At 58.6% G+C, this 20,716-nt stretch carries 18 protein-coding genes; 5 read left to right on the forward strand and 13 right to left on the reverse strand.

All coding sequences use genetic code 11. The features are described 5' to 3' along the window. Positions 1-311: 311 nt before the first annotated feature. Positions 312-1,229, reverse strand: coding sequence for a phosphonopyruvate hydrolase (locus tag C1D09_RS25630; protein WP_143976866.1), 918 nt, complete (start codon positions 1,227-1,229; stop codon positions 312-314). A 111-nt stretch (positions 1,230-1,340) separates the two neighbouring features. Further along, positions 1,341-2,249 (reverse strand): LysR family transcriptional regulator, encoded by a 909-nt coding sequence (locus C1D09_RS25635; RefSeq protein ID WP_143976867.1) that lies wholly within the window; start codon positions 2,247-2,249, stop codon positions 1,341-1,343. Between the two features lie 383 nt (positions 2,250-2,632). On the opposite strand from C1D09_RS25635, the gene C1D09_RS25640 reads away from it, so the two are divergent. The 5 genes from C1D09_RS25640 to C1D09_RS25660 all read left to right on the forward strand — a co-directional run bounded on the left by C1D09_RS25640 (position 2,633) and on the right by C1D09_RS25660 (position 7,727). Then, the gene (locus C1D09_RS25640; RefSeq protein ID WP_143976868.1) at positions 2,633-3,808 is read left to right on the forward strand and encodes an ABC transporter ATP-binding protein; all 1,176 of its coding nucleotides are present in this window, start codon (positions 2,633-2,635) and stop codon (positions 3,806-3,808) included. Positions 3,809-3,870: 62 nt separating this feature from the next. Further along, positions 3,871-4,782, forward strand: a complete 912-nt coding sequence (locus C1D09_RS25645; protein WP_246135875.1) for a carbohydrate ABC transporter permease — start codon at positions 3,871-3,873, stop codon at positions 4,780-4,782. After that, on the forward strand, positions 4,779-5,615 hold the full coding sequence (locus tag C1D09_RS25650) for a carbohydrate ABC transporter permease (protein ID WP_143976870.1): 837 nt from the start codon (positions 4,779-4,781) through the stop codon (positions 5,613-5,615). Before C1D09_RS25645 ends, C1D09_RS25650 begins: the two co-directional genes overlap by 4 nt. 33 nt (positions 5,616-5,648) lie before the next feature. Then, entirely contained in the window at positions 5,649-6,917 is a 1,269-nt protein-coding gene (locus tag C1D09_RS25655) for an extracellular solute-binding protein (RefSeq protein ID WP_143976871.1), read from the forward strand. Between the two features lie 42 nt (positions 6,918-6,959). Next, positions 6,960-7,727 (forward strand): HpcH/HpaI aldolase family protein, encoded by a 768-nt coding sequence (locus C1D09_RS25660; protein WP_143976872.1) that lies wholly within the window; start codon positions 6,960-6,962, stop codon positions 7,725-7,727. Positions 7,728-7,834: 107 nt separating this feature from the next. Here C1D09_RS25660 and C1D09_RS25665 read toward each other — a convergent pair whose 3' ends face one another. From C1D09_RS25665 to C1D09_RS25720, 11 genes are all read right to left on the reverse strand, one after another. Further along, the gene (locus C1D09_RS25665) at positions 7,835-8,650 is read right to left on the reverse strand and encodes a class I SAM-dependent methyltransferase (RefSeq protein WP_143976873.1); all 816 of its coding nucleotides are present in this window, start codon (positions 8,648-8,650) and stop codon (positions 7,835-7,837) included. A 24-nt stretch (positions 8,651-8,674) separates the two neighbouring features. Beyond that, positions 8,675-9,817: an aminotransferase-like domain-containing protein gene (locus C1D09_RS25670; RefSeq protein WP_167514749.1), complete on the reverse strand. Its 1,143-nt coding sequence runs from the start codon at positions 9,815-9,817 to the stop codon at positions 8,675-8,677. A 458-nt stretch (positions 9,818-10,275) separates the two neighbouring features. After that, the gene (locus C1D09_RS25680; protein ID WP_143976876.1) at positions 10,276-10,875 is read right to left on the reverse strand and encodes a CDP-alcohol phosphatidyltransferase family protein; all 600 of its coding nucleotides are present in this window, start codon (positions 10,873-10,875) and stop codon (positions 10,276-10,278) included. Beyond that, positions 10,872-11,696 carry a phosphocholine cytidylyltransferase family protein gene (locus tag C1D09_RS25685; RefSeq protein WP_143976877.1) on the reverse strand — a complete coding sequence of 275 codons (825 nt, stop codon included), beginning with the start codon at positions 11,694-11,696 and terminating at the stop codon, positions 10,872-10,874. The genes C1D09_RS25680 and C1D09_RS25685 overlap by 4 nt, the downstream gene beginning before the upstream one ends. 30 nt (positions 11,697-11,726) lie before the next feature. Then, positions 11,727-12,917 carry an aminotransferase class I/II-fold pyridoxal phosphate-dependent enzyme gene (locus C1D09_RS25690; protein WP_143976878.1) on the reverse strand — a complete coding sequence of 397 codons (1,191 nt, stop codon included), beginning with the start codon at positions 12,915-12,917 and terminating at the stop codon, positions 11,727-11,729. Positions 12,918-12,964: 47 nt separating this feature from the next. Next, entirely contained in the window at positions 12,965-13,873 is a 909-nt protein-coding gene (gene aepX / locus C1D09_RS25695) for a phosphoenolpyruvate mutase (RefSeq protein ID WP_143976879.1), read from the reverse strand. Between the two features lie 498 nt (positions 13,874-14,371). Next, entirely contained in the window at positions 14,372-15,427 is a 1,056-nt protein-coding gene (locus tag C1D09_RS25700) for an LLM class flavin-dependent oxidoreductase (protein ID WP_143976880.1), read from the reverse strand. A 246-nt stretch (positions 15,428-15,673) separates the two neighbouring features. Then, the gene (locus tag C1D09_RS25705) at positions 15,674-17,314 is read right to left on the reverse strand and encodes an SDR family oxidoreductase (RefSeq protein ID WP_143976881.1); all 1,641 of its coding nucleotides are present in this window, start codon (positions 17,312-17,314) and stop codon (positions 15,674-15,676) included. Between the two features lie 183 nt (positions 17,315-17,497). Then, entirely contained in the window at positions 17,498-18,037 is a 540-nt protein-coding gene (locus tag C1D09_RS25710; protein ID WP_143976882.1) for a nuclear transport factor 2 family protein, read from the reverse strand. A 211-nt stretch (positions 18,038-18,248) separates the two neighbouring features. Beyond that, positions 18,249-18,494, reverse strand: a complete 246-nt coding sequence (locus C1D09_RS25715; protein WP_109671367.1) for a ferredoxin — start codon at positions 18,492-18,494, stop codon at positions 18,249-18,251. Between the two features lie 43 nt (positions 18,495-18,537). Continuing rightward, complete coding sequence (locus C1D09_RS25720) at positions 18,538-19,755, reverse strand: cytochrome P450 (RefSeq protein ID WP_143976883.1); 1,218 nt, start codon at positions 19,753-19,755, stop codon at positions 18,538-18,540. Positions 19,756-20,716 lie beyond the last annotated feature (961 nt).

The raw sequence follows: 20,716 nt of genomic DNA on the forward strand, positions 1-20,716 counted from the left end.
CTTTTCAGCTATTTAACATTTGGCAAAAATATTAAATTGGCTAAATAAACTTGTGTCGCGGACTGGACAAAGGCGACAGAAAAGTGTCAGACAAGATGGTCGTCAAACGCCAGAACGGCGATACCATCATGCTGTCAATCAACGACCTCAAGCGCCCGGTCGTCGGGATGGCCTCTCTCCACAAGTAGGAGGCCAAGCTTGCCCGCTGCCGCACAAGCGGAACCACGCGAGTTCTTCGACAACAACGAGGATACCAACCGGGCTGCAGCTCTTGGCCGTCATAGCTGCATTTGTAAACCGCAGTCGTGGTCTCACAGTAGAAACCGAGCTTCGTTCCGTTTAACCACCTCCATCTTCTGCAGTCGGAAAATTTCCTCGACCGGCACAATGTCGCGGTCGATGTGGTGGATACCACCGTCGGCGCGGATCCGTGCAAAGACGTCCTTCATAGCAGTGACCGCTGCCCGGATCGCATGATTGGCATAGATCACCATGCCGATTTTTTCCAAAGCACGGATACGTGGTTCGTTCATCTGCGGATAAGCGGTCGGTACGATTACGACTGGAGCATTGCCGTCCCATGCGCGGACAAAGCTCTCCACCTCGTCCGGCGTCTTCTGCTTGGAATGGATCAGGATCATGTCAGCTCCAGCTGCCTCGTAAGCCGCAGCCCGTGCTAGCGCCTCGGCCTCTCCGAGGCCAGCAATCAGCGCTTCAGTGCGTGCAATAACGAGGAAGTTCGGGTCCGAACGCGTAGCCACAGATGCGCGCACCTTGCCAACGAACTCCTCCATCCTGACGAGCTCCTGGCGGCCGTCTGCAATCAGACTCGTGACCTTTGGAAAGACCTTATCCTCTATGACGACCGCGGCAGCGCCGGCGCGCTCGTATTGCCTAACTGCATGGATCACGTTGATGGCATTGCCAAAGCCAGTGTCGATATCGGCGACAATCGGCAGCGACGATTGGTCAACCATCGCCCGGACCATGTCTAGGTGCTGCGCCATAGAGATTAGGCTTACGTCGGGCAAGCCATAAAGAGCGGAGAGTTCGAAACCGGACGCCCAGATGCCGTCAAAACCTGCCTCCTCGGCGAGGATCGCTGACAACGGGCTATGCGCCGATATGATATGGACCGGACGCTGCTCGGCCATGCGAGCGCGGAGACGCTCGGCACCTGTCACGGTGGAGGCTCCGGACGTGAGCTTGGTGTTGACGCCTTGCAGCATTCTTTGTGCTCACTTCTCAAGCCAAGGAATGGACGAATTGGTGCTGAAACGGCGTGTGCAAGCAAATGAATCGATCGAATTTTTAGAAGGTTTCGATAGCCTTATGCGATGTTAAGCGGCTTCCGGAAGCGCGGCCTTTTTACAAAGGCGAGCAAGCCACCGGCAAAAGGCACGAGCGACTTCTGGGTTACCGCTTCGGTCGACCGCATAGGCCCGATATTGCATGCCACTGGGGGTGCGCGATCCTGGTATCACATGCAATCCCCCCCCGCGCACAAGGTCGCCAACAATGATCTCGGGCGCCACTAGCAGGCATTTTCCCGTCATGACCGCCGGGAGGGCAAGGTAATTGTGATCATAGCGCGCGCCCGATTTTATGTCCTTCGAAGTCAGATTCATCGCCCTCAGCCATGTGGGTAGAATATCGGGCCGGGATGTAACATTCAAAATCGGCAAGGACCGGATAACCGAGAGACTTTTTCCCCGCACGTGATTTGGCGCTCCCAGGCAAACTAGTTGCTCATGGTAGATTTCCCAGTTGTCGGCCGGTTCGATGAGAGATAGGTCTCGTGTAATCAAGATGTCATAATCGTCGGAGGATGTGGGCAGAGAAAGCGAACTGATCACATCCACGATTACGCCGCCCATTTCGGCGGAGAATGCTTGGAGATTCGGAATCAAGAGAGAGTAGGCGAAGGTCGAAAGCGACGTGCGAACCACGATGCGATTGGCGTCCGAACGGTTCCGTCGGCGCATCCTTTGAGCAGTGAAGCACACTGTATCAAGCGGCTCAGCGACCGTATTCGCGAACAGCCTTCCGAACGCCGTCAACTCGCTTCGTCTTCCACGCCGTTCCAATAGATCTGTCCCAAGATAATCTTCAAGCACGGCCAGATATCGGCTCACCGAACTTTGCGTCGTTCTCAGTGCACTAGCCGCGCGCGTCACGCTTCCTTCTCGGGCGATCATCACGAACGCGCGGATCGCATTGAGAGGCACTCCATCGTCTTCGGTAGCCATTCTGTACTCCGGCAACTTCTTTGGATGTCAGTCAGTTGTCCAAGGGCAATCCATCGTCAAACCGGGACGTTCCATCACATTATTCGATGTTTGTCACGGGATTGTTGCGTCGAAACGATATTGCGTCGGCGCGAAATGAGTTCTGGCCTAGGGATGGGAGCTATGAGGTTCCAATGTGATCGACTTGAGTTTCTTGGTTGCGGGGTCACGCTTCAAGAATTGGAAGTTCGCTTTCCTCGCTTTTTTTTAAGTGCAGACAGAAATTCGCGTCATCAAGCGATCCGGTCGCGGGAGAGGCAGGCGTCGATGTCGGGCCGTTCCGTCACTGTTCCCTACATTTCGGCCGCCAACTTCTTTTGGGTGAGCAACCCGGAGGCCGTCGAATGAGTGGAATAGTCCTCAGAAATATTCGCAAGTCATTCGGACCTACCACCGCACTGCACGACGTTTCGCTGTCGATTGTAAACGGCGAGTTTCTCACGCTGCTTGGTCCGTCGGGGTGCGGGAAGTCGACATTGTTACGCATCCTCGCTGGGCTCGAGGTCCAGGACGCAGGTAGCGTCGCGATTGGCGATCGTGTTGTAGACGGACTGCGCCCTAAGCGCCGCGATGTGGCGATGGTGTTCCAGTCGTACGCTCTCTATCCGCATATGACTGTTGCCGAGAACATCGCGCTCCCTCTGCGAATGCGGCGATTGAATGCCTGGCAGCGCGCACCGCTCGTCGGCCGCTGGCTGCCGGGCACAGGGATGGCCCGAAGGGCAATTGATATGGAGGTCGGCGGCACGGCCGAAGCGCTCGGAATTGCGCATCTACTGGATCGCAAGCCGGGCCAACTATCCGGCGGCCAACGCCAGCGCGTTGCTCTCGGCCGCGCCATGGTGCGCCATCCGGCCGTGTTTTTGATGGACGAACCGCTCAGCAATCTCGACGCTAAGCTGCGAGTCCACATGCGCGCCGAGATCAAGGAACTGCACCGGCGTCTTGGAGTGACCTTCGTCTATGTCACCCACGACCAAGCAGAAGCGATGACGCTCTCCGATCGAGTTGTCGTGATGCTCGACGGTGAGGTGTTGCAGGTCGCCCAACCACAGAAGATCTACAGCGACCCAGACGACCGGCGGGTCGCTGAATTCGTCGGATCGCCTAAGATCAACATGTTCGACGCCATCATGCGTGAACGTGGGCAGGTGGATGTAGCTGGCACCGCCCTTTCGGTTCCATCTGAGCTGACGCTGGGGACCGAACTCACCGTCGCCATCCGCCCCGAGGCGTTTCAGCTTGCCGGTCACGCCGGACCAGGGGTGCTTACCGGATTGGTGCGTATGGTGGAGCATATGGGCTCCGACCTGTTCGTCTATCTCGATGTGGCCGGCGTTGAGCACCCCGTAATAGCCCGGCTTTCGGCCGAGCGTGCACCCGAGATCGTCACCGGACAGACGCTGCATGTCGGCGTCAGGCCGGACCATGTTCTTCTTTTCGACCGTGAGGGTCGCCGGGTCCGTCTGCGTGACGGCGCGGCCGCTGCATCAGTGACGCCGGTCAGGGAGTGGGCGTGATGAATGCGCGCCTATCTCTGGTCAGCAGGTCGGTAGGACCCGTCACCACATCGCGAAAGTCTATGCTGGTATCTGAGTTGCGCTCGCCCGCGCAAAAGCACGCACGGGGTGAGGCACTTTGGGCTTGGGCGCTTGCTGGACCTGCTCTCATCCTACTCATCGTGCTGTTCCTTCTACCAGTCGTCGGGGTCTTTGTCATGGCGCTTACCGACTGGGAATTCGGGGCCAGTTCTCTCTCCTTCGTCGGCCTCGCCAACTTCCGCGAAGTTATTTTCGACGAGGTTTTTCGAGCGTCGCTCATCAACACGGTCGTTTATGTTCTGATTGTTGTTCCGGGAACCGTCCTTGCCGGGCTGGTGATCGCTCTTCTGATAGAGAGCAGCGACTCTTGCCGCGCCTTCTATCGCGCCATTCACTTTCTCCCGTTCATGGCCACATTGACTGCCATGGCGATCTCTTGGGAAGCCTTGCTCCACCCCACTGTTGGCCTTGTCAATCAGACCTTTGCCGCCCTTGGCATTCCTACCGCCAATTGGCTACGCGACGAGACAACCGCGTTACCCGTGCTTGCCGTCATCGGCATCTGGCAGAATCTCGGTTATGCCATGGTGCTCTTTTTGGCGGGGCTGAAGTCCATCCCGCTCGACCTATACGACGCTGCTGAGGTCGACGGCGCCGATCTCTGGATCGACCGCCTGCGGACGGTCACGATTCCAATGCTCGGGCCGGTCTTGATGTTTATCGTCATCGTAGTTGCGCTCAAAGCTTTCGAGACCTTCGACACGATTCAGATCCTGACGCAGGGCGGCCCGGGCCACGCCACGGAGATGCTGCTCTACACCCTTTATCGCGAGAGCTTTGAATATTTGCGCATGGGGTACGGCGCAGCGGTCGCAGTCGTCTTCCTCGTGATGGTCGTGACGCTGACCCTGATCCAGGCACGCATCATGGACAAGAGGGTGCACTATCAATGAGCGCGACCCGCCTTTTCGCCCTACCAGCGATCCTCCGACACAGCGTGCTACTTCTGACGTCGGCTTTAATACTTGTTCCGTTCGCCTGGATGGTCAGCCTCTCAATCAAGCCACCCGGTGAGATTTTTCGCGCGTCCTTCTCGTTCTTCCCTGCTCAATTCCACGGAGCGGAGAATTACACGAAGGCGATAACCTCGGTCCCCCTGCTGCACTACATAGGCAATGGCCTGCTTGTCTGCGCTCTAATCCTCGCACTTCAGATTCTCGTGTGCGCACCGATTGCTTACGCGCTGGCAAAGCTCAACTTTCGTGGCCGAGACCTCCTTTTCGCCCTCGTCCTCATCGGGCTTCTTCTTCCTCATCAAGTGCTCTCGCTCCCGCTGTTCATCCTTTGCTACCAGCTCGGCATCTTGAACACGTATGCTGCGCTGGTTTTTCCATACATCGTCTCACCGTTCGGCGTCTTCCTCTTCCGCCAGTTCTTCAAGTCCATTCCGGACGATGTTGTTCACGCGGCGCGTCTCGACGGATTATCCGAACTGTCGATCGTCTGGAAGATCATGGTGCCGATGTCGCTTCCGGCCATTCTTGCCTTCTCGATCTTTTCCGTCGTCGGTCACTGGAATGACCTCTTTTGGCCACTGATTGCCGTGCGCGATGGGAGCCTGATGCCTCCGCCGATCGGGATTATGGCGTTCAAAAATGCGGAGGCCGGGAATGATTACGGCCCGCTTATGGCCGCATCAACACTGGTCGTCGCGCCGCTGCTCATAGCATTCCTTGCCGCGCAGAAGTGGTTTGTGGAGGGAATGACCACAGGGGCGGTGAAGTGAACGCAGCTCACAATTTTCAGAAAGGATCAACGAATGTTTAAACTCACACGGCGCCAATTTGTCGCCGGTTCAACGTCCCTCTTATTCACATCAGGTTCCTTAGCGCGCGCTGCGCCTTCAGGCGAGCTGCGCATCGTCGCTCTGCCCTCAATTTTCGGCGATATGTACAATGCGCTTCGAGACGCACATCAGGGGGAACATAAGGCTACAGTCAACGTAGATACCTCAATTCGAGAGGACGAGACTGCCATCACAGCCATCCTTCGGTCGGCAGTCGTTGGGGAGCTCCCGGATATTCTGTTCATCAGTCCGAACTATCTTCGTGTATTCGCTGATCGGCAGCTTGCCCAAAAACTCGATGCCTTCCAGCATAACGAAGCCGATTGGGGAGGCAATTTCGCACCGACGGTGATGCAAATCGGCGGGTTCGGTGGAAGCACAAGAGGTCTTGGCTTTGCGGTCTCGATGCCCGTCGTTCTCTATAATCTCGATCTTTTGGCGCGTGTAGGCGGAGGCGAGCCGCCGGAAAGCTGGGAAGGTATCACTGCTCTTGGTCGCAAGATCGATGAACTCCGTGAAGGTAATGTTGTCGGCGCGTTCATGGAGTACGACAACGGCGGAAACTGGACATTCCATGGCCTGCTGAATGGATTTGGCGGTCGCATTCTGACGAAAGTCGAACGCGACATCGGGTTTGCAGGCCCGGAAGGTCTGGCCGCTCTTAGGGTCTTGCGCGACTTTGGGCAGTGCGGCCAGGCGCGCGTGGATATGTCTCGAGACCAAGCGCGCCAAGCATTTTCCGCGGGGCAGCTTGGCATCCTGTGCACTTCGAGCAGCAGTTATGCAGCTATTGAAAAACGCGCAGCAGGCCAGTTTGCAATCGGCATGCGGCCTTTTCCAGTCACGGCTCAAGCGGGGTATCTTCCTGCCGCTGGGCCGATCAGCATCATGTTCTCGAGAGACCCACAGCAGCAGCAGAGGGCATGGGAGTTCATGAAGTTTGCCTCAAGCGTCCCGGGGCAGACGATAATGGCCACGCGTACGACATATCTCCCAGCAAACGATCTTGCGCTCAAGACCAGACAACTCGGTGACTATTACGCTTCGCGCCCCAACGTTCGAGCGCTGATCCCAGCGTTGCAGAAGATGGGCCCCTGGGAAGCATTCCCGGGCAAGAACTCAGTTAAGATCACGACTGTGATTAAGAACCACTTGGCGACGGTGGTCCTGTTGAAGGCCGCACCGGAACAGGTTCTCGAGCACATGGCACGTGACGTCACCGATTTGCTGCCGCTGCACTGACAATCCCGCACCCAACGATTCCTCTAATGAAAGGCACTATCAATGGCATCCTTCCTAAAGCGTGATCTGTCCGCCTCTCGTCTGCTAAAAGACAAACTGCGCTCTGGTGGCACCGGAACCCTGGTCCACTCAAGTCATCCCTCGCCTAGCTTGGTGGAAAAGTTAGGTGAATGTGGATTCGACGCGGTCCTGATCGACTGTGAGCACGGCTCGGCAGGGCCGGAACGCGTGGAAGAAATGGCGCGCGCCGCGAGCCTTTCGGGGATCGTGTCGGTTCTGCGACCAGAAGACCCTTCGCCATGGATGGTCACAAAGTATCTCGAATGCGGCGTTGACGGTTTAATGATCCCGCTCGTGTCGGACGCAAAAGTGGCGCAGAGCATTGTGGACCGGTTCAGGTTCTCCGCACCGTTCGATCACCAGGACCGATTGCTTATCCTGATGATCGAGACGATCGAGGCAGTGAACAACCTACCGGACATCATGGCCGTCGAAGGCGTCGACGCTTATCTGGTTGCTCCCGGTGACCTGGCTCTTACGATCGGCGCCGAACCGATCACGTACGAGTGGCAGCAGGGGAACAAGTCTCAAGCCGTTGCTGAGGCCGTTGATCGTGCGATTAACACAATTGTGGGCGCAGGCAAGGTGTGCGGCACGCTCGTCAACCATAGCGATGTGGGGTCCTACCTCGAAAAGGGCGTCCGACTTGTTTATGATCATGCCAACCATATGTTGACGTATGGCTCTCGTGAATTTCTTGGCCGTTTGCGGCAGTCGCCACACGAACTGAAAGCGGTCTCGGCATATTAGCCACTCCACAACACAACTCCCCATGTCGCGCGAAACCCGGCGCGCGACATGGATGCGGTTACCCCGCTCTTAAGGGGGTCACGAGAACACCTGCAGGGTGGATTTCGCTACGGCCTGGATGCCAGGAGCACAGCTGCGACGCCACGCTCGATAAACGTCCCGTTAGGCGATATCGCCGAGAGCCGGGAGCGCAAACCGTCCTCGAATGCCGAGCGTCGGTCCCCAAGCACGCCGGGGCACGCCTTGGACGTGGAGAAGATGTAGCCGACGAGTGAATCCAGGTCCCAATGATATTCGTATGGGAAAGTGATCTCCCGGATCACGCTGAATGCTGACCGAGCAAGGATAACATCATTCGGTTCCTCCAAAGTTGGTCGAACTCCTTCTTTCCCCGCCGGGAAAAAGCCGCCCCAAAAAGCCTCGATGTAAGCGAGTTGCTCCGACCACCAATCATAGGGTGAACAATTTGAACGGTGCCTCGAGATAACAGCGATAGCACCGTCGTCCGCGACCACTTTCTCAAGGTATTTCACGACACGATCCCGATCCGTCCAATGAAAAGCGCCTGCAATCGTGACCAGTGAGAATGGTCCGATGTCGACAGGCAGTTCCTCGGACTTTTCAGTCAAGAAGGAAATATTCTGAGCGCCAGATCGAGTAGCGAACTGTCGCGCCTCGTCGATCATGTCTTGATCAGGGTCCACCGCGACAACCTTGTTCGCAAATTGGGCAAGGGGAACGCTGATCTGACCGGTCCCACAGCCAAGATCGAGCAAGGCGGCCGGCTCAGGACCCGAAAGGGATTTTTCCACTAGGAAGTCAAACATTGCCGGCGGGTAATCCGCTTGGTAACGCGCGAAATAATAAGCAGCACCTGCAAACAGATCAGCGGGCGGGAGGATCATTATTTGACGCTGCGTCATAGCTCATTCCTCTATTATTACTGGCTATGATATTTGCACTTTCCTCTGAGCAGTCTCTGCAAGGTGTTCGGAAAGAAGGTTTGCAACGACGCTCAAGCCGGCATCAAGCCCGGCATGATTTTGAGGACCCGTAATTGCCACCCGGATTGCATTCGGGGGAGGCTTATGATCCACCGAAAACATCCCGGCCGATCTTATCTGCACACCGCTTGCCAGGGCTGCCTTAACTACTGAGTCGCTGGATACATTGGCGGGCAGCTCTATCCATAGATGCAATCCACCCGGCACAGCACGCGGGCCGAATTGACCGAGATGCTGCAGAGCCAATTTTTGCCTTGCGTCGACTTCCGAACGTGCCTTCTCGGCGATTTCCGCCCCGTGGCCACCCTTTACCCAATGGGAGACGAGTTCGCAGGATAGAGAGTTGGCGAACATCGATGACGACCTTAGATGTGGCGCAAACACGTCTGCAGCCCTGATGCCCTCCGGTATCGCTAGATACGCCAGTCTAATCCCCATCGCGAAGCATTTAGACACGCTCATTATGTACCAAGTGATGTCCGGAGCGTACGAGTATAGTGATGGTGGCGCTTCTTTATGAAGTCGGCCGAGCACATCGTCTTCAATGATCGCTATGTTGTGCGTCTTTGCGATTCGAACAACATCGGCTCGCCGATCTGCCGACATAATAGCGGTAGTGGGATTCTGTACCGTCGGCGTGCAGTAAAGTAGCTTTGGCCTAATAGCGCGACCTATCACATCAAGCGCGGCTGGATTTACTCCTTCCTCGTCCATCTCGACACCGACCACGATAAGACCGAGCGATACTGCAATTGGACGTATTAGGAGATAGGCGAGTTGTTCAGCCACAATCACATCGCCGGGCTTGCATAGGTTTCGTAAAACGACGACAAGCGCGTTCTGGGTGCCGTTGGTGAGAAGAATGCGACTAGACGGGAGGATCTCACCGACGCGCGGTGCAATCCATCTTGCACCGGCCTCGCGATCTCGGTCTTCCCCACCGGGCCGGTTTTTCCTGATCCGCCAGTGGAGTTCCGGTTCTAAGGCGAGTTCGACAAGAGATTGAGACAAAGCCTCTCGCAAAAATTGTGGGCATGGCGGCAGTGCGGTTGAAAGATCAATTATCTTTGCTTGCTGATGGCTCACCACGCGCTCCCTAGCTTTTCGCGGGCGCCGACCACGTTTGGACGCTGGTTTGGGCAACTGTTGAAGCAGTTGGCCAATGCCAATTCGACAGGGCCAACACTATCGAGAACAAGGCGCGTAGGGCCACGACGTTGAACGTCAAACGACCTAACGAAACGGACTGCCTCAAGACGCCGCATCAGCATGAGTGCAGGTGTGAGGCTCGAAATAATATCCCACGTGACACCGGCGCCGCTTTGCGTGCCCACGACATCCCCGACGATCGCAACGCCGGTTAATCCAGCGACGCTCGCGATCAGGTCGTGCGGGTGAATAAGCTCGCCGAGAATGAGTGATGCGAGTACCAGAAGCGACTTACTGGTGGCGGTCGACGGTGGGATCCGGGCATTGGCTTGATGCCAGGCAAGCCACGCAGGAGGAACGCCAAAGATGTATCGGATTGAAAGTCCCACTTCAGATCACCCCCGAAGTGCGAGCGTCGTAGACGCGACGATGCAGAAGGATGTAACGACGAAATACATGATGCCCGCCGTTTTAGGCACCCGAACAGGCGTGATGTGCAGGATGGCGAGCAGCACAAGGACGGCAGCGAGCAGGTGCGAGAAGATTGCCTCAGGGAGCACAGGGCGAAGCATGAATAGGATCGCCATCGCCGGGACTGCGTAGGTAGTAGGGACGCCAATGAATCGTCCCCCCGGGGATCCGAATACGTTAAAATAACTCAGCCGCAAGGCACTAGCGATAACGAGTACAGTTCCCGAGATGACGCAGAGTGCAGACCCATGACCGACAACGATCGAAGTCACTGCTGGAAAAACGCCCGCACTGACGAGATCGGCGAACGAATCCAGGTTCTTCCCAACTTGCGCGGTTTCAGCCAAACGCCCTCGCGTCAGTTGCGCGACGACTCCATCGAGATGATCGGCCAGCAGCGCCCAGAGAACGATTGCCACGCCAATCTCGGGAAAGCCGGCGATTGCAGAGTTGATGCCGATCGCCGAAAGCGCAAGACCTATGGCAGTCACAGCATTTGCAGGATCGATGAGCTGGCGGATCATAGAAACTCCCTCTTCGAGCAATCCGACGCGTTACACGGCCTGGCTGCGGAGGGGCGGCAAGCACGAGCGAAGATGGTCTCGGCAACGCGCAAATCTTCGGCATTGTCGATTTCTTGCCATCGCAGACCGTCGCAACGGACTGCAGCTAGTTGCAGCCCACGCCTTTCCACGAGATACGCGAGAAGTTCCTCTGTATAGGCTTTAATTGCACCTGAACCAATTATGTCATCGAGCGCTGGAACGATGGTTTCGCTCAGAGTTGCTGCGGCGAAACGCAGTAAATTCATTGTTTTGAAAAGCTTTGGTCCAGTTTCAGAAAGGTTTGCTGCGGTTTGCCTCATGCGGAAACCAGAAATAAACCCGGTCTCCGAAAGCAGCACTGCCGACCCTTGCATTGTCGAATCGAAAGGCGCGACCGCCGCAACATCGACGGCGTTGTCGAAGGAAAGATACCGGAGAGCATCTTCCTCGAAGAAAACATCTCCCTCGAGCAGGTAGCAGTCGCCGGTAAGGAGAGCGTCCCGAGCCAGCCAGAGCGAATAGGCGCTGCCCGTGCGGTCGAAGACCGTTGATTCGACGTAGTTGATCTCAAGCCGGCCGAAGCGGCTGCCGCAGGCATATTGGATGGCATCCTTGCGATAGCCGACGACGATCGTGACCTTTTCGACGCCGACTGCTTCCAGATTTCGCAGGGCGTTGTGAAGAATCGGCGTGCCGTTCACCTCGACCAGTGGCTTCGGCCGCAGATCCGTCAACGGACGTAGGCGAGACCCAAAACCGGCGGCGAGAATGACGGCTTTCCTGGGAGCATCGGGAGGCATCTCATTCTCCTCTTTCCTTGTGTTGCGATGTCATTTCCAGGCGTTGAGGAAATCGACGAGTCGGGCCAGGCCGGTCGTGAGTTTTTCAGGTGGAATTCCATAAGACAGGCGCAGCCCGGCGGGGTCGCCGAACGCGGTGCCCGACACAGCTGCGACGCCAGCTTCGGCAAGCAGACCCGTCACGATATCATCGGCCGTCGTTGAGGCGCCGTCTTCCGATCCCGGTCGCAGCAGATTGGAAAGGTCGAGATAGAAATAAAAGCCCCCTTGCGCCCTGGCGACCGGGACACGCGTCAACGAAGCAAGCACGTCAAGACCCACCCGTCTGGCGCTTGTCAGGCGTGAACGCAGCTTGCCTTCATAGTCCGATCCATCCCTTTGCAAATGGGCGAGCACCGCGTGCTGGGCAATTACGTTTGGATTCGAAGTGGTGTGCGATTGCAGGGCCTTGACGGTATTGATCACCTCTTTTGGTCCCGCCAGATAACCGATGCGCCAGCCGGTCAATGCCAGCGATTTGCTGAAGGAGTTGACGATCAGCACGCGTGCTCGAATGTCCGGAGCGACCGAGACGATCGGATGGTGGGTATGATCCCCATGCACGAAGTCGCCATAGCACTCGTCGAAAATGATCCACAGGTTGCGGCTGACCGCCAATTGAGCGATGGCCATCAGGGTCTCAACATCGTAGACCGCACCGGCCGGATTGCTGGGCGTGTTGATGACGATCGCCCGCGTGCGCTCGGTGACTGCGTCCTTGATGTGCTCGGGGCGCGGGACGTAACCGTTGGATTTGGTGTCGACGAAGACTGGTGTGCCGCCGGCGATTAGCACCTGGGCCGGAAACGTTGTCCAGTAAGGCGCCGGGATGATGACCTCGTCGCCCGGGTTCAGCAGCACCATTGCGGCATTGAACAAGGCCTGCTTTGCTCCGGACGTCACGGCAACTTCCTCGGCCTTCCAGATCTGTCCGGTATCGAGGGAGATCTTCCGCGCCAGTGCCTCACGCAGCTCCACCATGCCAACCGTATCGGTATAGCGATTGACGCCCTTATTGATGGCATCGATCGCGCCGTCGCGGATCGTGGGAGCAAGCTCGCTCCAGATCTCGCCGGCGGTCAGATCGATGATCTCCTTGCCAGCCTCGACCGCCGCTTTTGCGGCAGCGCGCGCCGCGGCGGTACCCGATGTGCCAAACAGGTTTGTCCGATGCGCAAGCATGTGCGCTCCCGTTTTCGTTTTGCTTTTCAAAAGACGGGCTGGGCCTGCTACCGCACGCCGGTCGCCGTCTGCGGCAGATATTTCTCTTCCGCCGCTGAGAGTTCCTGGTAATTGAGCAGATCGAAGAGTTCGTCGAGCGTCGCCACCTCGTCCTCGATACCGGCGGTACTTTCTTCGCGGAGGATGCGGTCGCAGACCTGGCGCATCGCCGATATCGCCGCGCGCATGTTGTGGTTCGCCCAGATGACCGTGGAGATTCCGGCCGCCCGATACGCGGAGACCGGCGTGCGGTAATATTTCGTAGGCACGATCACGACCGGAAGGCGGTTCTGCCAGGCGCGCGTGAAGGCGAAAATCTGCTCAGCGTTGGACTTGCGGGAATGAATCAGAATAGCATCGGCGCCCGCCTCAGCGTACGCTTGTGCCCGCGCCAGCGCCTCATCCTCTCCGCGGCCGGCGATGAGCGCCTCGATCCGGGCGACCAGAACGAACTCCGCATCCGGCACTTGGTCCTTCACCGCCTTAAGCCGGCCGCAGAACTCGGGAATATCGGCCAACGGGTGCCGATCACCGATGAACGAGTTCATTTTCGGGAACGCCGTGTCCTCGAGACATATGCCGCTCGCGCCATGTTGGCGCAGCTTGCGGGCGACCAAACGGGCATTGTTGAAGTTCCCGAACCCGCTGTCCCCGTCGACGAGGACTGGAATGTCCACCGTGTCGGAAATTCGCTCAACGACATCGACGAGCTGGGACCAGGAAGCTTCGTTAGCATCTCGATATCCGAGGCTGGACGAAATCGAGAGGCCGGACGCCCAGAGCGCCTTGAAGCCTGCGCGCTCGGCAATCGCCGCCGAAAGGCCGTCATGAGCCTCCATTGCGAAGGCGAGTTCACTGGACGCGATCATTCGGCGCAAGCTCTCGCGCGCCTGCGCACCAGACTGCCTCTCCACCATGCTGTCTCACCTCCACCGACGCTATCCAGCCGACAAGCCTGTCATCGCTGCCGCACGAAGTACTTTCAGTGACGAACCGCTCTGACCACCGATCGGCGATCTGCCGTTGTCGTGCGCCATTCAGAATCAATGAAGCAAGGCGCGTGCCGAATTGGCGTACCACCTGCGCCGCACCAGTTCTCCATACTGGCGGGCCAGGTCCCCTCTCGACCATTTGTCGGGCTTCCGACATCCTCGTCCAACTTCGGACACAAGAGGGGTCGCGGGAGTGGCTATTCGTCTACGCCATGGCGGCCGTTCCGAGGCTGCCGATCAACGATCGCAAGCGAGATGGCCAGAGAGCGGAAGACCGGCGATCCGTGCAGGCAAGGTGACGGACGGCGTTGGTCTTCGATCCCGGCAATCGCCAGGCGGCTTGATTATTTATCCATGCCTCATGGACGAATTGTCGAGCATCGGCATGCGAGATTTCAGCTCCCCCAGTGGCCGTTCCGAGCTTCAAGCCTTGACCTGACCAAGCGACTTGTTGATCGCTGGAATGATCTTGTCTCCCCAGAGCTCAATCTGGCGTAGCATCGTCTTTTGGTCGAAATCTCCCAATTGGGTCTGAATTGCGATCTGGTCCGGCTTCAGGATACTTATCTCTTCCAGCAGGCGATCGATGACGCGACTTACGCTGCCGATCGGCAGGTTCTGGCGCATGGTCTCGAACGATAGATCCTGCTGCGTCGGTGTTTCCTGCAGCAGATAGCCGTCCCGGCTCTGCTGGCGGCGCTGATGAAGTGCTTCAGATAGCCGGCGCTGGAAGCGGGCGTTGTCGAGATAGCTGTCGATCTCCGCCTGATCGTCGCTGGCATAGCAGCAGCGCAGAAGCCCTATCTTGGCGGCGGTGACATCCTTACCCCGCGAGGCCGCTGCTGCCTCGATGGTCTCACGCAGCGTTCTCAAGTTTTCCAAGCCGTTGTGGAACGCCGTGACGAAAAGATTGTGGCCCTCACGATAGGCCCGGCACATGCTTCGCGCGGACCCGCAGGCGATCCAGATCGGTGGGGCTGGCCTTTGGATGGTGCGCAGCGAAATCGCCGTTAAAGGTATCTTCTCATACTGGCCATTGTGCTCGAAGACCTTCTGGTTAAGGCCCTTGAGAAGGATATCCAGGTATTCCGCAAACACGGCCGGCGCCTGATCGACATCGACGCCGAAGCGCTCGAACTCGAACTGCTGGTATCCCGAGCCGACGCCGAGTTCGAGGCGGCCGTTCGAAACGATATCGGCAAAGCCGATCTCGGCGAGCAGGCGCTGCGGTTGATATAGCGGCAGCACACACACGCCGGTGCCAAGGCGAATGGTGCTCGTAAGGCCGGCACAGTGTGCCACCATCATCAAGGGCGAGGGAACCAGGCTGTAATTGTTGAAGTGGTGCTCGGCGAACCAAGCGGTGTTGAAGCCGGCCTGCTCCGAAGCGATTGCCTGTTCTATGGAGTTACCGATGACGCTGTCGCACGATTGATGATAGCCTCGCTGGGCCGCCAAGATGAATGTCGCGAATTCCATGGCGTGTCCTCGTTTACACAAAGTGGGCAATCAAGCCTTCGACTTGTGCCGATTGCGGGTGGGCGGTATCGATCCGGCCTGGCGGCGACGTAGTGGACGATCTTGCGCAAAGCCGCTTGTCGTTCGGCGGCCGCAGGCAAGCGCCAAAACTTGGCTAATGGTTCGACCCTGATGACCAGTTTTCCGTCACCGAGGAAGGCGATCACTTGGCAAGCCGCGCTTGGCACGTGCCATGCAGCCGCAGTCTCAATGCTCGAACCTCGTCGGCTTCGACGAACCGCAACCCGTCGCCGGCGAACATTCCGTTGGATCTTCTTGATCGGTTGTCTGGGCGTTTCGCGCGTCAGCCAACGAGGTCAAGCCGCCGTCCACGTAGAGGGTCGAGCCGTTTACATATGAGGCGTCAGGCGAGGCCAGAAAGAACACTGCCTCGGCGACGTCTTCGGGCTCTCCCATCCGGCCCATAGGGATGCGCCGTGTGATCGCTGCGGAATCGATGCGGCCGGACTCGACCAGCTGAGCAATGTCAGGCGTACGGATGTAGCCAATAGCGACGGTGGCCGTTCGAATGCCGACCGACCCGAGTTCGGCCGCCATGCACCGGGTCAGAATGTTCATACCCGCCCTGGACGCCCCATAGGCATGGCGCGGCACCAAGGGCAGGAAGCTATTGATCGATCCAAGATTGAGGATTACGCCGCCGGCGTCCATCGACTTGATCGCCTCGCGTGCGCAGGTGAAGGTGCCGGTAAGATTGACGTCCAGCACCCGCTCGATCTGTTGCGGGATTTGGATCCCTCGCACAAACGTATCGGCAACAGCAGCACAGTTGACGAGGGCCTCGATGCGACCGAAGCGCCCCCGTATTTCCTCGAACAGCGCCACCACGTCGCTCTCGACCGCCACGTCGACGGATTTCGCCACGTGTCTGCCGCCCAGCAAACCAGCGAGTTCTGCCGCCCCAGCACCATCTCTATCGGCGATCACGACCGTGTCGGAGTTCGCGGCGAAGCGGCGAACGACGGCGGCGCCTATACCGTTCGCGCCGCCCGTCACGACCACTGTGCGCGCGCCAGTTCGTTCGGCCGGCCGGAAGAGTTCGGCTCGAGGCGTCTCGTCGACCGGCGGGTGCGCGTCGCCCGGCTGGTTGAACGACATCCAACCGCCGTCGACCGTCAGCACCGATCCGGTGATGTAGCCCGTCTGTGCGCTGGCCAAAAAACGCACGGCCCGAGCGATCTCGTCGGGGCGCGCCATTCGTCCCATGGGCACGCGGCGGCGCACGGCCGCGAGGTCCATCTTGCCCGCGCGTTCCAGTTCCGCCACCATCGGCGTGCGCACGTATCCTGGCGCTACCGCCGTTACGCGGATGCCGCGCGAGGCCCACTCGCATGCAAGCGACCTCGTGAGAGCGATCAAGCCTGCCTTCGAACTGGCATAGGCGTTGCGCTTGGGATTGCCGAGCACGCCCGCCAGCGAAGCGACGTTGACAATGGCAGCGCCGGGCTGCATGCGCCTCGCCGCTTCGCCGGCCATGATGAAAGGCCCGATCAGGTTTGTTGCCAGCACGCGTCGGAAGGCCTCGAAACCGGTGTCGACAGTCGCAGCCATGGCGGGTCCTATCGCCGCGTTGTTGACGAGAACATCGATTTTCGCGAACTGCGCTTCGATGCGGCCGCATAGGGCGACAATGTCCTCTTCTCGTGAGACATCGCATTCGAGGCCCAGATGCGGATGGCCGAGACCGCCGGCCAGTTCAAGAACGCCGCTGCCAGGAAGGTCCACCGCAACGACGATGTCTCCATCGGCGGCAACGATCTCGACCAGCGCACGGCCGATTCCGCCTGCCGCTCCCGTTATGATGACGACCCGTCCTGCCTGCTTCATATGAACCTCTCCGCAGCCAGCGTCAGAGATATCGACGCGAGTCAGCCGCAAGACCAGTCGCGGACGTCCTGGTGACGGCGAGTTTCCATACCGGGCAGACGTGTTGCGTTCCGGGACCGCTCCCGCGACGCGGCTCCGCAATTGGGAGCCTTGGAAAGCATTGTGGTGACATGCATGGCATTTTCATTTTGATGACGAGCTGCGGCGCTTCCTGAGCGCGTAAACCGGGTCATTGGGATGCGCTGCTCCGATCGGTTGCCGCAAGCCGAACCGTTCTGCCTCGGGGACCGCTGGTGGGGTCTGCTCTTCGATCCAATCGTAAACGACGGTCCGTTCGGCAATGCGCCACGCCCCTTCCCTCTTCTGAAAAAGATCGCAGTAACGGCCGCAGAGAAGCACCTGGCGTGCTTCTCCGTCGTTGTCTGGTCCGCGTTGCAGCGCGGTGAAATAGCTTTCAACCACGGCCTCCGCCGGGTCGATGAATTCGATCAACACGTTCGTGATCTGGTGGATTAAGCGCGGTCCGGTCTTGAAAACACCAAGCGCAAACTCAATGAAGCCCTCGGCTGAGCCACAATAGGCGCCGTGATTGTCATGCGCATCGGGCCAATACGCACTGCGCAGCGCAGCCTCATCCGCGCGGTCTATGCCGCGGCAGTACCGATAAAGGCAGTCGCGGATCGCCTCGCGGTCGCACAGTTCGGTGATTTTTGCCTGGCCCATTGCTCTGTCCCAAATTTTGAGATTGGAAGAGGCGTTTCGTGCCTCTAGGTGCGTGCAAGGCCGAACCGGTCGGCAACTGAAGAAGCCAGAACGGAGACGAACTTCACATGTCGCGTGCGTGTCATGGAGGTCTCGATGCCAGAGAGGAGGAGACAGGGAAGCGGCCGGACATCTTGCTTTGCGGTGTGGGGCCACGTCTCGTCGATTCCACCTAAGCTTCCCCAGCTCTTGGTTGCATGGCGGCTGGTTCGAACCGCGCGGCCGATGTGCGATCGATTTCCAGCGCACTTTCGGGGCAGGATCGTACCGCCCGTGACGCGAGCAGTTCGTCCCCTTGCGCGACATTGATGTCGCCAAGCAGGACGTAGCCCTCATCATCAAGCTTGAAGATGTTCGGAGCTTGGGCCCAGCATCGTGCGTGACCCTGGCATTTGGCTTTGTGGACGACGATGTGCATGGCGCTCCCCCATTGTCTGTGCCGCGGCTGAAGGCTGCCTTGGTCAGGACCAGTCGACGATCAGATTTTCGATCCCAAACACATGGCCGCCATAGGCGATGGGCGCTGTACCTTCCTTGATCCGGAAGGCCGGGAGGCGCGCCAACCATTCCTCCAGGCCAATAACAATCTCTCGCCGGGCGAGGTGTGAGCCAAGGCAGCGGTGGGGACCATAGCCAAAGGCGGCGTGGCGGTTGTCCTCGCGCATGAGATCGATCGTGTCGGGACATTCGAATTCCGCCGGATCGCGATTGGCAATCATCGTGGCGCAGGAAACATAGTCCCCCTTACGGATCGGCGCGCCTTCGAAGTCGATATCTTTTCTTGCCACCCTGATAATCTGCACGGTCGGATAGGCACGCAGCAATTCTTCGGCTGCGAGCACGATTCGGTTCGGTTCGCTCCGCAGCAGTTCCTGTTCTTTGGGATGACGCGCGAGAAAGGCCAGGTCAAAGCCAATCGCTGCAGCGACCGTGTCGAGTCCCGCGACGAACACCAGCACGCCGATGCCACGGACTTCCTCGTCGGTCAGCCGCCGGCCCTCGACCTGTGCCTGCACGATGAAGGTCATGAAATCGTCGACCGGTTCCTCGCGGCGCATGGCCGCGAGCTCGTCGATGAACGCCAGGATCGTCCGGGCCGCCGCCGGTCTTTTGACATCGTCGCCGTGGAGCAGGTCGTTCGCCCAGCCGACAAATGTATGGAGTCGGTGATCGGGTAGCCCAAGAAGGCGAAGGAAGATGCTGACCGCAAAAGGAAAGGCAAAATCCTGCATGACGTCGCAGCTCGTGCCCGATGCGGCAATGCTGTCGATCAGGGCTATCGCTCGCTCACGGACAGCCGGTTCGAGTGCCGTCACCCGCTTGGGCGAGAGCAGCGGATTGAGTAGCGATCGAAAGACGCCATGGGCCGGTGGATCGAGTTCAAGCGGGATCATCGGCCAGTTCTCGCCAAGCGCGGAGGCGAAGATGCTTCGATGGCTGGAGAAGCTATCAGCGTCTTGCAGCACCCTGCGCTGGTCTGTGGCGCGAGTGATGACCCAGGTGCCTCGGCCATCGCGCGTGTTAAAGGGGGAATAAAAGATCGGTGGCCCGGCATGAACGCAAGCAGTGGCGGCCTGCGGGTCCCCGTCGGGCGTCGGCAGCATGCCAGGCGACGTGAACAGGCTGAAGTCCCCCACCATTTCGGGCGGGACATGATCCGGAACCGGGTTGAGCGCCATTGGATTTATTCTGAAGTCTGACAACTAACCAGGCCGCGCGGCATTGCATCTTGGCCATCCGGCAACTTGTAACCCTCTTGGCCAGACCGCTGCCTGCCCGCCAAAGAGCCGACGAGCGAAATCGTCGGAGACGCGGCGTTTTCCAGCTTCGAACGGCGAGCCGGAATGAAGCTCTTGCTCCACAGCGGTTCGGGGTCGATCATCTCTTCGAGGATTTCCGCAGCGCGGCACGCGAAAGGCCGGTTGGCCGCCGACGCGCTCGCCGGTCTCCTCGAGCGCCGGCGAGAGGACAGGAGCAAGCACATGCTGGTCGAACTGTATCTCCAAGTCGATCGGTGGCCATTGGCCGGGGCCGGGCGATTGTGATGGTGACGCCAGCCACGCCGGTCGATATTGCATTCCACAGGCAATGCCCGTTTCGGATAGAATCTGAACTGACTCTGGCCTGACATGTTGTCTTCCTTCATTGCATTGAGCGCGATATCGCTCCCGAATGGACGCCAGTCGGTATCTCCTGCCGTCTCACAAGACAGCGTCAAAAGTCGTGCCAGAGCGCGGAAAGAGCCCTGCAGGAGATTTTCTACATATCATTCAACAGCTTGAACGAATGCGCAGCCGCAAGCCCGGCAGAGCAGAGCCCGTGTCGCGGACCTGACAAACCCGACAGCAAAGTCGCGGCAGCTTCAAAATGCTCCGAGAGTGCAAGGCGGTTTCCCGTCACCTCGGGACCGTGCCGCCTCACGCCAGCGCGGTTCAGAAAATCACATGGCCAGCTTGCTAATGGACGTGCTGGCTTTTTTGTACCCATTGTCGATTTCGAAGCTGTCTCGCGAGCGTCGATAGGGCGAAGCGCGTGGGCCCGTCAGCCGTCTCAATCCTCGTCAGGTAACCTCGATCGACTCCTGTCCCTCGTTCCGAGTTTGAGCCCCAGATTTTGGCTTCGAATACGAGCCACCTGTTC

The organism is Mesorhizobium intechi (assembly GCF_002879535.1).
GTDB lineage: Bacteria > Pseudomonadota > Alphaproteobacteria > Rhizobiales > Rhizobiaceae > Mesorhizobium > Mesorhizobium intechi.